The 12,902-nt window shown below is 74.3% G+C and carries 9 protein-coding genes, 1 tRNA gene and 1 riboswitch; of the genes, 2 read left to right on the top strand and 8 right to left on the bottom strand.

From position 1 onward, the window contains the following. Positions 1-36 precede the first annotated feature (36 nt). The 3 genes from BX285_RS39175 to BX285_RS10290 are packed head-to-tail and all read right to left on the bottom strand — an operon-like array spanning position 37 to position 4,579. A complete protein-coding gene (locus BX285_RS39175; RefSeq protein WP_147465137.1) occupies positions 37-2,646 on the bottom strand; it encodes a rhomboid family intramembrane serine protease in 2,610 nt (869 codons plus the stop codon). Next, on the bottom strand, positions 2,613-3,938 hold the full coding sequence (locus tag BX285_RS10295) for an esterase family protein (protein WP_097237705.1): 1,326 nt from the start codon (positions 3,936-3,938) through the stop codon (positions 2,613-2,615). Before BX285_RS10295 ends, BX285_RS39175 begins: the two co-directional genes overlap by 34 nt. Next, positions 3,935-4,579, bottom strand: coding sequence for a class F sortase (locus BX285_RS10290; RefSeq protein ID WP_257032715.1), 645 nt, complete (start codon positions 4,577-4,579; stop codon positions 3,935-3,937). The genes BX285_RS10295 and BX285_RS10290 overlap by 4 nt, the downstream gene beginning before the upstream one ends. A gap of 402 nt (positions 4,580-4,981) precedes the next feature. Between BX285_RS10290 and BX285_RS10285 the strand changes: the two genes are divergently transcribed. Then, complete coding sequence (locus tag BX285_RS10285; RefSeq protein WP_179852862.1) at positions 4,982-6,298, top strand: hypothetical protein; 1,317 nt, start codon at positions 4,982-4,984, stop codon at positions 6,296-6,298. A 3-nt stretch (positions 6,299-6,301) separates the two neighbouring features. On the opposite strand, the gene BX285_RS10280 is transcribed toward BX285_RS10285, so the two are convergent. Then, the gene (locus tag BX285_RS10280; protein WP_097237704.1) at positions 6,302-7,741 is read right to left on the bottom strand and encodes an MFS transporter; all 1,440 of its coding nucleotides are present in this window, start codon (positions 7,739-7,741) and stop codon (positions 6,302-6,304) included. Positions 7,742-7,865: 124 nt separating this feature from the next. Next, positions 7,866-8,180: a multidrug efflux SMR transporter gene (locus BX285_RS10275; protein ID WP_097237703.1), complete on the bottom strand. Its 315-nt coding sequence runs from the start codon at positions 8,178-8,180 to the stop codon at positions 7,866-7,868. A gap of 44 nt (positions 8,181-8,224) precedes the next feature. Beyond that, positions 8,225-8,291, bottom strand: a riboswitch (guanidine-III (ykkC-III) riboswitch). Positions 8,292-8,374: 83 nt separating this feature from the next. Between BX285_RS10275 and BX285_RS10270 the strand changes: the two genes are divergently transcribed. After that, positions 8,375-8,446: transfer RNA gene (locus BX285_RS10270), tRNA-Cys, on the top strand. 67 nt (positions 8,447-8,513) lie between these two features. On the opposite strand, the gene BX285_RS10265 is transcribed toward BX285_RS10270, so the two are convergent. Genes BX285_RS10265 through BX285_RS38270 form a run of 3 tightly spaced genes read right to left on the bottom strand, consistent with a single transcriptional unit; the run spans position 8,514 to position 12,885 of the window. Continuing rightward, entirely contained in the window at positions 8,514-10,841 is a 2,328-nt protein-coding gene (locus BX285_RS10265) for a xanthine dehydrogenase family protein molybdopterin-binding subunit (protein ID WP_097237702.1), read from the bottom strand. Then, entirely contained in the window at positions 10,838-12,022 is a 1,185-nt protein-coding gene (locus tag BX285_RS39450) for a (2Fe-2S)-binding protein (protein WP_398900002.1), read from the bottom strand. The genes BX285_RS10265 and BX285_RS39450 overlap by 4 nt, the downstream gene beginning before the upstream one ends. Then, positions 12,019-12,885, bottom strand: coding sequence for a xanthine dehydrogenase family protein subunit M (locus BX285_RS38270; RefSeq protein ID WP_257033099.1), 867 nt, complete (start codon positions 12,883-12,885; stop codon positions 12,019-12,021). The genes BX285_RS39450 and BX285_RS38270 overlap by 4 nt, the downstream gene beginning before the upstream one ends. Positions 12,886-12,902: the final 17 nt, after the last annotated feature.

Raw genomic sequence — 12,902 nt, 5'->3', positions numbered from 1 at the left:
CCGCCATTCGCCCGCTCGCCTCCGGGGCGGCCCCCCTCAGCCCGAGAGCTTGCGCATCAGCCGGACCCCCTGCGCCGCCGTCAGGTGCGGCAGGTACGCCTTGCCGATCGCCCGGGTGATGCCGGGCAGCGCGGCCGGGTCGGGGTAGGCCATGTACATCGGCCGGTACTCCGGCTGGAACTTGGCCTTGAACGCGAGCAGCGAGCGGAAGCCGTACACCGGCTCCAGCGCCTTGCCCATCCAGTCCAGCATCCGCTGCAGGCCGGTGGGCTCCTCGTCCTGCCCGGTGCGGGCCAGCGGTGCGCCCGACAGCGACAGGAAGCGCGCGCCCTCCTCCTTGAAGCCGAGCGCGGCCGAGGCGATCAGGAACTCGCTGACGCCGCGGAAGCCGTCCGAGCGCCGGCGCATGAAGTCGAGCGTCCAGCCGACCGGCACACCGTCCTCGTACACCGGCATCCAGCTGGTCAGCCCGTGCACGACCCGCTGCTCGTCCACCGCGATCAGCACCCGCACGTCCTGGTCGTCCAGCTCCTCCAGCCCGCCGAGGGTGAAGCCCATCTCGGGCAGGCCCTTCTCGGAGACCCACTCCTCGGAGATCGCCCGGATCTGGTCCCGCAGCGCGAGCGGCGCCTCGTGGTAGGCCCACCACTCCGCGGTGATGCCCTGCTTGCCGGCCTTGTTGAGCGCGGTGCGGATGTCCTGCCACTTGCGGCCGGTGAAGGCCAGCTCGGGCAGCGCCACGACGGTGTCCTCGGCGACCTGCACCGAGCGCCAGCCGAGCTGCGCGGCGGCGTCCCTGGTCTGCCCGCAGACGCTGTAGAAGCACGGCGTCCAGCCCCGGGCGTCGCAGTACCGGGCGAAGCCGGCCACCGCCCGGGCCCGGTCCTCGGGCGCGCCGAAGGGGTCGCCGGTGGTCAGGGCGACGGTGCCCACCAGCCGGTAGGCGACGGCCGCCCGGCCCTGCTCGTCGAACCAGTAGTGGTTGCCGTCCCAGGTGGTGATGAAGGACAGCGTCCCGCCGCCGTGGGCGGTCAGCAGCGCCCGGGCCCGGGCGGCGGCCTCGGCGTCGGTGTGCACCGACGGCCGGCGGAAGGCCGACAGCAGGACGGCCAGTGCCACCACCCAGAACGCCAGCCCGCAGTACGTCTCCAGGAAGCGCGCCACCGGGCCGACCGCGATCGGGTAGTCCGGCGTCAGGTCGTTGTACGCGGGCGGCAGGAACTGCGCCGGCAGCCCGTGCAGCAGCCGGCGCACGGTCGCGCCCGGTTCGAACTGGCTCGCCACCAGCCGCCCGAGCCCGACGTACGCGGCCGAGGAGACGAATGCGGCCCCACCGAGCACCAGCAACAGTCGGCGCACCGAGCGGCCGGACAGCCGCACCCGGAACCGCTTGCGGGTGGCCAGCAGCAGCCCGGTGGTCAGCAGCGGCAGCAGCATCGCCTCGACGAAGTACTGCACCACGTCCCGGCTGACCGGCCCGGCGTCCAGGTACAGCCAGCCCAGCAGCGCCCCCCAGAGCAGTTCGGTGGCGACGGTCACCAGCCAGGCGAACCGCAGCCCGCGGCGCAGCCCCTCGGCGAGCACCAGCAGCAGTGCGGGGAACAGCGCCGCCATCAGCCGGCCGGGGGTGTCGAAGATCCGGACGACGGCGTGCGCGCGGGCACAGTCGTGCGCCGAGATCGCGCAGAAGTCGGCGACCTCCTCCGGGCTCAGCCGGTGCGAGAAGTACAGCTCGGAGAAGGTGTTGAAGGGCCCGCTGGCGGTGTCGTACAGCGAGGCGATCAGCGGTCCGAGGGCGGCGGCCACCAGGCAGAGCGCGACCAGCACCCGGGTCTCGGAGTGCGAGGAGCGGTGCGAGCGCAGGTACGGGCGGCCGCGGCTGAGCAGCGCGCCCACGCCGAGCCCGGCCAGCGCCGCGGCGCACCGCTGGACGCTCTGCAGGTGGCCGACGTACAGCGTCATGACCAGCGGCAGGAGCAGCACCAGCAGGTGCAGTCGGCGGCGCCACAGCACGGTGAGCCGGTAGCCGAGCACCCCGGCCAGCGCGAACAGGCCGACGGCGGGGCCGACGGAGATCTGGTCGGACACCGAGGCGGTCCACTGCTCCCCGGCCGAGGAGCCGAGGGCGACCAGCCCGGTGCCCAGCAGGGTGCCGACGATCTGCCCGCCGACCAGCACCGCGAGGGTGCGCAGCCGGCCGAGCCGCTGCTCGGCGGCCGGGCCGACCAGGAGCAGGAGCAGGCTGGCGAACACGTACGAGCCGATGCCCGAGCACCAGAACATCGAGGTGAACGGTGCCCACCAGTGGCCGTCGGTGAGCGTGGGCACGCCGACCCCGGCCCGGCCCAGCAGCCGTTCGGACGGCCCGCGGGTCAGGCTGCCGGTGGCCGCGCCGAGCAGCCAGAGTCCGGCGAGCAGCGCCAGGGTCAGCGGCGCCGCGCGCAGCCGGACGCCGAGCGCCCGGGCCGCCCGCCGGGCCCGCTGCGGGCGCGGTTCCGGCGTCCGGGTGACGGGTGCGCGGTCCGCGCCGCGTTCGGCCGCGCGCTGGGCGACGACCCGGGGCGCCTTCTGGTCCTGCTCGCCGGCGGCGACGACGGCCGTTCCCGCCCCCGTCACCGGGTCAGCCCGGTCTGCTGGGCGAGCCACGGGATCTGCTGGGCGATGCCGGGTCGGAAGACGACCCAGCCGTGGCCGCCCGGCATCAGCTCGAACTTGGACTTCATCCCGGCCGCCTGCACGGCCTGGTTGACCTTCTCCATCTGCGGCCTGAACTCCTCGTCGGTCTCCCCGACGAGCAGGGCGACATTGGTGTCCGGGAACTTCCTGCGGGCCATCACGTGCAGCGGGTCGACCGCGTCGAACTTCTTCCCGTCGCCGCCGAACGCGGCCTTGACGGTCTGCTCGCGGCTGCCGAGGGTCGGCTCCAGCTGCCCGGACATGTCCAGGACGGTGCCGTACACGTCGGGCGCGTTGACGCCGAGCTGGAGCGCGCAGGTGCCGCCCATCGAGGCGCCCCCGATCGCCCAGGTGTTGCGTCCGGTCGCGGTCTGGAGGTTCTGGTGGATCCAGTTGGGGACGTCCACCGCCAGGTAGGTCTGGGTCTTGGCGATCTTGGAGTCGAGGCAGAGCGTGTTGGCCCAGGTCGAGCCGAGCTGGTCGGGCATCACCACGATCGGGGCGAGGCCGCCGTGCTCCGCGGCGTAGGCGTCAAGTGCCTCGTTGATCTGCGCGGAGAGCACCCAGTCCCCCGGGATGCCGGGCTGACCGGTGATCATCACGACCACCGGGAGCAGCGGCCGCGGGTTGGCCTGGTAGGCGGGCGGGAGGTAGACGTACGCGTCCCGGGCCTTGAAGCCCGACCGGGCGCCGGGGATCGGCACCACCGAGACGGTGCCCTTCTCCGGCAGGCCCGCCGGCGGCTGCCAGACGTCCTCCAGCACCTTCCCCGGCGGCGTGGCCACGGTCTGGGCGGCCTTGTCCATGACCAGTCCGTCGGTCTTGGTCAGCCACGGCGCCAGCATCACGCGCCCGCTCGGGAACTGGCCGAAGCCGATGTTGACCTCGGAGGAGGCCATCAGCACCACCAGTGCGCTCAGGCCCAGCACGAGCCCCCGCCGCTTCCAGCCGGGCCGGCGCATCCGGTAGCCGGCCAGGCAGAGCCCGAGCAGGGCGACGGCTATCCACCAGGTCACGTACTCGGGCGTGCCCTCCGGGAAGGGGTGCCACCAGCCGTCGACCACGACGTCCAGCAGCAGGCTGAGCGCGGCGGCGGTGAACAGCGCGGCGGGCAGGCGGAAGCGCCACCAGCGCCGGTCGCGGCCGACGGCGAGCGCGAGCAGGGCCCCCCACCCGACGACGTACACGACGTGCGGGATCAGGCCCTCGGTGAGCGGCCAGTCGATCGGGTTCCAGCGGGAGGCGAGAGTCAGCGTGGTCATACGGCTTTGCCCGGCGGGGTGGTGTCGGCCAGGAACCCGTAGGCGACGACGTTGCCGTCGTAACCGTGTTCCTCGCTGTAGGCGCCGCCACAGGTGATCACCCGTAGTTGCGCGTCGGCGGCCTGACGGTAGACCCGATCGTCCGGGAAGTCCTTTCGGTCGTGCACTTCGATGGCGTACAGCTGGTAGACGGCGGTGGCGCCGTCGGCGCGGGCGATCTCGATCCGGTCCCCTCGACGGAGCGCTCCCAGATGGTAGAAGACGGCCGGACCCGACTTGTTGTCGACGTGCCCCGCGAGGATCGCGGTGCCGCGCTGGCCGGGGCTGGCGCCGCCGCGGTACCAGCCCGCCAGGTTCCGGTCGGCCTCGGGCGGGGCCTGCAGGTGTCCGTCGGAGTCCAGCCCGAGCGCGGTGACCGGGGCGTCCAACCGGACGGCCGGGATGCGGATCCGGGTGGGTGCGGACGGGCCCAGCGGCGGGACGACGGAGACCGGCGCGATGCCGGCCTGTGCCTGGCCGGCGCCCGGGGCGGGCGGCAGCACCAGCGGGCCGCCGTCGTGCAGCAGCCAGGCGCCGAGCACCAGCGCGGCCCCCGCCGCCAGGGTGCCCGGCCAGGGGCTCCTGCTCTGCTGGACGCCCACGGGCGCTCCCCTCTGCCGACGGAACCCCGCTTCCTGGGAGTTTCCTGGGAACAATTGAACCGGATGGGACTGTATGGCACGTCCATACGATGGTCATATCGACACCCCCCGATCGGCAGGGACGCCGGCGCTTTCCCCTGCGCCGGGTGGGCACCCGGTCGCGGAGCGCGACGGCCGCCTCCCACGCGCGGACGCCACGGGACCGCGCCTGGCAAGACCTACCGACGGTTTACGGCCCCGATCGGTTGCGTCGTTCGAGCGATCACTCATGACCGCGCGCTGCGCCTCTTCGACCGTTTCCACCCTCGTGCCATGCTGACGCGGTCACGGGTTCGATCCCCCGCGTGTCCGACCGGGCCCATCCTCCCGCACGCAGTCGAACGCCACATGAACGGAGTGACCATGGACGCTCTGTCCCGCCGCACCCTGCTGGCGGCCGGCGCCGCCACCGCCGCCACCCTGGCGGCCGGCTGCGGCAGCAACCACGCCACCGGCGGGGAGCGGGCGACCGGCGCCGCCGGCCCGGCCACCGGCGCGGCCGACGAGCAGGGCACGACTCCGGCCCCGGCACCGGTCGTCCCCAAGCCCCAGGCCGTCCTGATCGGCGACGGCTCCACCTCCGACACCGGCGCCCAGCCGCACCAGCCCGTCCCCGAGCAGCTCCGCCCCGGACAGCGCCCGCCGCAGTTCGTGGTCTTCTCCTGGGACGGCGCCGGCGAGCTCGACAACGGCCTCTTCGCCCGCTTCCGCCGGCTGGCCCAGGAGCACGACGCGAAGATGACCTTCTTCCTCAGCGGCCTCTACCTGCTGCCCGAGTCCAAGAAGGACCTCTACCGCCCGCCGCAGCACAAGGTCGGCGCCTCCGACATCGGCTACCTCAGCGACCAGCACATCCACGACACCCTGGAGAACCTGCGCGCGGCCTGGCTGGAGGGCCACGAGATCGGCACCCACTTCAACGGCCACTTCTGCGGCGCCACCGGCGTCGGCAAGTGGTCCCCCGAGGAGTGGGACAGCGAGATCCAGCAGGCGATGGACTTCGTGACGAAGTGGCGCACCAACACCGGCTTCACCGACCTGCCGGCCCTGCCCTTCGACTACCGCAAGGAGCTGATCGGCAGCCGCACCCCCTGCCTGGAGGGCCAGCGCAACCTGCTGCCCACCGCCGTCAAGCGCGGCTGGCGCTACGACAGCAGCGGCAACGGCTCCCAGGTGTGGCCGCAGAAGATCCAGGGCGGCGCGCTGTGGGACCTCCCGCTGCAGTCCATCCCCTTCCCCGGGCACACCTTCCAGGTGCTCTCGATGGACTACAACATCATGTACAACCAGTGCGGCCCCAACACCAAGGCCGACCCGGCGCTCTACCCGGGCTTCCAGGCCCAGGCCCGCGACGCCTACCTGATGGGCTTCGACCGCACGTACAACGGCAACCGGGCGCCGTACATCATCGGCAACCACTTCGAGGAGTGGAACGGCGGCATCTACATGAACGCCGTCGAGGACGTCCTCAAGTCCATCGCGGGCAAGCCGGAGGTCCGGCTGGTCTCCTTCCGCCAGCTGGTCGACTGGCTGGACGCCCAGGACCCGGCGGTCCTGCGCAAGCTGCAGACCCTCGCCCCGGGCCAGTCCCCGGCCGGCGGCTGGGAGGCCTTCCTCGGCACCCCGGCGGCGCCGCCGGTCCCCGCCGCCACCGGCGCCGCCCCCGCCCCCGTCGGCTGACCGTCAGGACCGGGTACGGACCCGGCCGGAGAGCAGCGCCCCCAGCAGGGCCACCCCGGCCATCACCAGCAGGATCACCGCGAAGGCGCCGGACGACCCGGCGCCTTCGGCCGTTTCGTGGCCGACCGCCAGGGCTCCGCCGCCCAGCGCCGCGAACAGCACCCCGGCCAGGCCGGTGAGCAGCACGTTGCCCAGCGCGTCGCTCATCTGCAGCGCCGCCGAGTTGGCCCCGGAGTCCTCCGGCGCGGAGAGCCTCATCATCAGCACGCTGATGCTCGCGATGGCCAGCCCCATCCCGACGCCGCCGATCCCCCAGGCCACCGCGGCCACCCAGGCCGGCACCGCCGGAACCAGCACCAGCGCGGCCCCCGCGATCGCCACTGCGGTCAGCACGAAGCCGACCCGGATCAGCGCCTCGCGGTAGCGCTCGGCCCCCGGCCGGCCCTGCAGCCAGGAGCCCAGCGCCCAGGAGAGCCCGCCGCTGGTCAGGGTGAGCCCGGCCAGGGTCGGCGACAGGCCGCGCTGGGTGGTCATCATCAGCGGGATGAAGGCCTCGGAGGCGAAGAACGCCCCGGCCGCCACCCCGCGCAGCAGGATCACCGTCGGCAGCCCGCGCCCGGCCCGCAGGGTCCGCTGCGGCAGCAGCCCCAGGACGGCCGGCGCCAGCAGCGCCGCCCCGGCGATCCCGGGGAGCAGCCCGACGAGGTCGCGGCGCTGGCCCGCGTACTGCAGCAGGCCGGCACCGAGCGCGGCCATCGCCGCCAGCCGGGTGCGCCGGCGGTCGAAGTCCGCGCCCCTGGGCACCGGGTGCTCACGCTCGGAGCGGGCCAGCGCCGGGCCCATCACGGCCAGCGGCAGCAGGATCAGCACCGGCACGGCCAGGAACACCCAGCGCCAGCCGAGATGCTGGGTGACCGCCCCGGCGACCAGCGGGCCGACGATCGAGGGCAGCACCCAGGCCGAGGAGAAGGCCGCGAACACCGACGGCCGCAGCCGCTCCGGGTAGGCCCGGCCGACCACCACGTACAGCGCGACGATCACCAGCCCGCCGCCCAGGCCCTGGACCGCCCGCCCGGCCACGAACACCCACATCCCGGGCGCCGTCCCGGCCACCAGCAGGCCGACGCCGAACACCCCGATGCCGGTGAACAGCGGCTGCAGCGGCCCGCGCCGGTCGCACCACTGACCGGAGACGACCAGGGCGAACAGCGTGGTGGTGAAGTAACCGGAGAAGGCGAAGGCGTACAGCCCGAGGCCGTCCAGCTGGCGGGCCGCGGTCGGCATCGCGGTGTTGACGGCGGTCGCCTCGAAGGCGATCACCAGGACCACCGAGACGATCCCCAGGGTGAGCGCGCGGTAGCGACCGCTGAGCACCCCGCCGGCGGCGTCGTCGTCGAGGGGTATCGGAACGGGGTCGACCGAGGTGGGGGAGGCAGTGGTCATACCTGACATCGTAAGAGCCGTCCGCCTCGATGACCCCTGACCAGGGTCGGTGATCGACTCGGTCCCGGGGCCTAGGACCAGGCGGCCCGGGACCGGCCGGGGACCGGGAGGGCCCCCGGGGGCGTCAGTGCAGCACCTTGAGGCCGACCACGCCGGAGACGATCAGCAGCAGGCAGGCGATCCGGGCCGCGGTCACCGCGTCCCCCAGGACGGCCATGCCGTAGAGCGCCGTGCCGACCGCACCGATGCCGACCCAGACCGCGTAGCCGGTGCCGATCGGGATGGTGCGCATCGCATACGCCAGACCGCCCATGCTGAACAGCAGCGCGACGCCGAAGACGAGGCTGGGGACGAGGCGGGAGAAGCCCTTGGAGGATTCCAGGGCGACCGCCCACACGGTCTCCAGGATTCCCGAGACGATCAGAACGAGCCAGGCCATGACGGTGATTCCTCCGCAGTCCACAGCGGCCGGATTGCCGCTGAACTGCGCCGTCTTGTCGTCACCGGGTACGACGCGCTCGTCCGGGGTGGCGGGAAAAAGCCACCGGACTTCGAACGTAGCACACCTTGCCATACAGAATTTACACAACGGCGTTGACCCCGCTCCGCCGGATCCGCCACCATGAATTCACTGGCCGTGTGCCCGAGTGGTTTAGGGAACCGTCTGCAAAGCGGTGCACGCGGGTTCGATCCCCGCCATGGCCTCGCGGAAAAGGAATTGCCGGTCGACTTCCGAAGAAGTCGGCCGGCAATTCCTTTCGCTTTTCTCCGCTCAGCCCGTGACGGCGTCCTCCGCCCGGATCGGCAGCCGGCCGACCGGCAGGCCGGTCGCGGCCCGGACGGCCGCGGCGACGGCCGCCGGGGCCACCACCGCGGGCACCGCGCCGACCGCCTTGGCGCCGAAGGGGGCGACCACGTCGCGCTCTTCCAGCAGCGCCGCGATCCGCACCTCCGGGGTGTCCAGCGCGGTGGGCAGCCGGTAGCCGGTGAGCGAGGGGTTCTGCAGCACGCCGCCCTCGGTGCGCAGGTCCTCCAGCAGCGCCAGGCCGACGCCCTGGGCCACGCCCGCCTCGATCCGGTCCTCGATCTGCCGCGGGTTCAGCGCCCGGCCGACGTCCTGGGCGACCGTCATCTCGACCACCCGCACGGCGCCCAGCTCGATGTCCACGTCCACCACCGCCCGCATCGCGCAGAACGAGATGGAGACGAAGGCGTCGCCCTGCCCGGCCTCGTCCAGGGGCTCGGTGGGGTGCGGGCGGCACTGCGCGGTGGCCCACAGCTCCTTGCCCTCCAGCGCCTCGGCGACCGGCATGCCGAGCACCCCGTCGTACGAGGTGATCTTGCCGTCGGCGATCTGCAGCAGCTCCGCCGACATCCCGAAGTTCGCCGCGATCGGCTGCAGCAGCTGGTGGCGGACCATCAGCGCGGCCCGCTCGACGGCTCCACCGGAGACCCAGGTGTGCCGGCCGCGGGCGGAGGGCCCGGCGATCGACTGGTCGCTGTCGGCGGGCGCGATGTAGACCTCGCTGACGCCCAGGACGGTCTGCACGATCTGCCGGGCCAGCGTGGCGAAGCCCTGCCCGGAGTCGACGGCCGCGCAGATCACCGTGGCGTGGTCGCCGCTGACCCGGACGGTCGCGGTGGAGACCTCGTCCTCGCCCTCGGCGCCCAGCATGTGCACCATGCCGACGGCGTAGCCGATGCCGCGGCGCACCGCCGCCGGGTCGCCCGCGCCGCCGGGCCCGCCGGGCAGCAGCCACTCGGCGTCCGGGTCGTCCACCGGCAGGGCCGGCAGCGGCTCGTCCGCGACGGCGTCCAGCAGCGCGCGCACCGGCGCCGGGCAGGTGACGGCCTGTCCGGTGGGCAGCGGGTCGCCGGTGGACATCGCGTTGCGCCGGCGGATCTCCACCGGGTCCACGCCGACCCGCGCGGCCAGCTGGTCCAGCTGCGATTCGTACGCGAAGCAGGCCTGCAGTGCGCCCTCGCCGCGCATCCGGCCGGCCGGCGGGTTGTTGGTGCGCACCGCCCAGGCGTCCACGAAGACGTTCGGGCAGACGTACGGGCCGACCGAGAACGCCGTCGCGGCGGCCAGCGCCTCGGCGGAGACGTCCGCGTAGGCGCCGCCGTCCAGCAGGATCTGCGCCTCGACCTTCACCAGGGTGCCCTCGGCGTCGGCGTGGTGGCGGTAGCGCAGCAGCGCGGGGTGGCGCGAGGTGTGGGTGTGGAAGGACTCCTCGCGGGTGAGGGTCATCTTCACCGGGCGGCCGGTGCGCAGCGCCAGCAGCGCCAGGGTGACCTGGAAGGACAGGTCCTCGCGGTCGGTGGTGGCGCCCGGCACGCCGGTGACCACCAGTCGGACCCGGTCCGGCTCCAGGCCCAGGCAGGCGGCGGTGCGGTCGCGGTCGCCGTGCGGGTCGGTGGAGGACAGGTGCAGCTCGACGCCGCCGTCCGGCCGCGGCACGGCCAGCCCGGCCTCGGCGCCGAGCGGAGCCGGGTCCTGCCGGCCGACCTGGTACAGGCCCTCGACGACGATCTCGCCGACCGCGTCCGGGTCCCCGGTGCGCAGCGGAAGGTGGCGGAACAGGTTGCCGTCCGGGTGCAGCGCCGGCGCGGTGAAGGACTGCTCGGGGTCGGTCACGGCCTCCAACGGCTCGTAGTCGACCGCGATCAGACCGACCGCCAGCCGGGCGGTGTCCGGGTGGTCGGCGGCCACCGCGGCGATCGGCTCGCCGTGGTGGCGCACCACGCCGGCCGCCAGCACCGGCCGGTCGGCGACGATCGGGCCGGCCGGAGCGCCGTCGGGGGTGCCCTCCGGGCCGGGCGGCAGGTCGGCGGCGGTGACCACGGCGTGCACGCCGGGCAGGGCCAGTGCGGCCGAGGTGTCGATGCCGCGGATCCGGGCGTGCGGGTGCGGCGAGCGCAGCAGCGCGCCCCACAGCAGCCCCTCCGCCCACAGGTCGGCCGCGTACGGGTAGATGCCGAGCGCCTTGGGCAGCGCGTCACTGCGCAGCGGGGAGCTGCCCAGGCCGAACGGCTCCGGTGCGCCGCCCTCGCCGCCGTCCTGCTGGAGTGCTGCGCCGATGTCGGTAGGCGACGTCATGATGCGTGGTCGTCCTCGGGGAGCCGGATTCCGTGGGCGGGGGTGGCGCCGTACGGGACGCCGGCCGGGGCACCGCCCTCGGCCGGGGCACCGTGCGGGGCGGCGTACGGGGTGCCGTGCGGCGGCGTGCCGTCGAAGGCGGCGCCGGGCAGCGGGGTGCCGTGCGCGGGGGTGGGCTCGTAGACCGGGGCGTCGTACCCGGTGTCGTAGCCGTTCTGCTGCTGGTGGCCGTCCGGGTAGGGCAGGTACGTGCCGTGGGCGGGGGTGCCCTGGTACGCCTGCTCGGGGTAGGCCTGCGGCGGGTAGTACACCTGGTCGTCGACGGCCTGGGCGGGGATGCCGCCGTGGACCGGGGCCGGCCCGGCGGTGTCGTACACGCCGGTGTCGTAGCCGCCCGCCGGGTCGCCGTACGGTGTCCCGGCCGGGGCCTGCACCTGGTCGACGGGGGCGACGGGCTGCTGCGGGACGTGTTCGATCCAGGCGTCGGCGTCGGCGTAGACCGGCGGCTCGACGGCCGGCTCGGGCGCGACGGCCACGGCCGGTGCCTCGGCGACGGCCTCGACGGGCGACTCGGCGGCCTCCTGGGCGGGGGCGGCGGCCTCCGCGGCGGCGGCCTCCTCCGCCTCCTCGGCCAGCAGCGCCCGGGCGTCCGCGACGGTCTGGACGGCGGCCAGCACGCCCTTGTAGCCGGTGCAGCGGCAGAGGTTGCCGCAGAGCGCCTGCCGGGCCTCGACCTCGGTGGGCCGGTGGTTGCGCTGCAGCAGGTCGTGCACGGCCATCGCCATGCCGGGGGTGCAGTAGCCGCACTGCACGGCGCCGGAGGCGGCCAGCGCCTGCTGGACGTCGCTCGCGCCGCCGGCGGCCGACAGGCCCTCGACGGTGTTGATCTCGCTGTCGGCGGCCAGCGCCGCGGGCACCAGGCAGCCGGCCACCAGCTGGCCGTCCACCTGCACCGAGCAGGCCCCGCACTCGCCCTGCTCACAACCGTCCTTGGCGCCGGCCAGGCCCAGCCGCTCGCGCAGCACGTAGAGCAGGCTCTCGCCGATCCAGGCGTCGGTGACGGGCCGTTCGAAACCGTTGACCCGCAGCGTGTAGGAGGCGCACGGGCGCAGCTCACGACTGACCTGCGGGGAGAGGCCGAGCGGGTCGGCGTCGAGGGTCTCGATGGGGTCTGTGGTCACTTCAGCGCCCTTCCCAGTGCCCGTCGGGCCAGCACCGCTACGGTACGCCGCAGCCGAGTGGCGGCCGCCGTCGGCCCCTCGGTCACGGCCTCCCAGGCGCCCTCGGCGCCGTAGTTGTCGGGGACGCAGGCGGCGGCCACGTACTCGCCGAAGGCGGCGGTCGCGGCCGGGTCGATCTCCCGGCTGCCGTCCCAGTCGATGCAGCCGGCCACCCAGGCCTCGGCCTCCAGCGGGCGCAGCGGCACCGGGGCGACGGCCCCGACCGCGCAGCGCACCGAGCGCCGGGCCGGGTCGAGGACGAGGGCGACGGAGGCGGTGGCGCGGGCCGGGCCGCTGCGGCCGGTGGCCTTGAGGAAGACCTGCGGGGCGTGCAGCAGCGGGACGCGCACCCAGGTGAGCAGTTCGCCGGGGCGCACCGGGTCGAGGCCGGTGAGCAGGTGACTGACCGGCACCTCGCGGCTGGCGCCGGCCCGGGCGAGGGTGACGGTGGCCTCCAGCGCGGCGAGCACCGGCAGGGTGTCTCCGGCCGGTGCGGCGGTGACGATGTTGCCGCCCAGGGTGCCGACGTTGCGGACCTGCGGCGGGCCCGCGGTGCGGGCGGCGTCGGCGAGCGCGGGGATGAGCGCGGCGAAGTCGGGGCGGTCCATCCGGGCGTGGGTGAGTCCGGCGCCGAGCACGGCGGTGCCGCCGTCCTCGTAGCGCCAGCCGCGCAGTTCGGTGATCCGGCCGAGACCGACCAGGGCGGCGGGGCGCAGCCGTCCGGCGTTGACGGCCTCCATGAGGTCGGTGGCTCCGGCCACCGGTACCGCGGCCGGGGCGGTGGCCAGCGCGTCGACGGCCTCGTCGAGCGAGGCCGGCAGCATGATCGTCCGGTTCACCT

Origin of the sequence: Streptomyces sp. 1114.5, assembly GCF_003635085.1 — a bacterium.
Classification (GTDB): Bacteria; Actinomycetota; Actinomycetes; order Streptomycetales; family Streptomycetaceae; genus Kitasatospora.
This window is presented reverse-complemented; position numbering and strand designations above follow the sequence as displayed.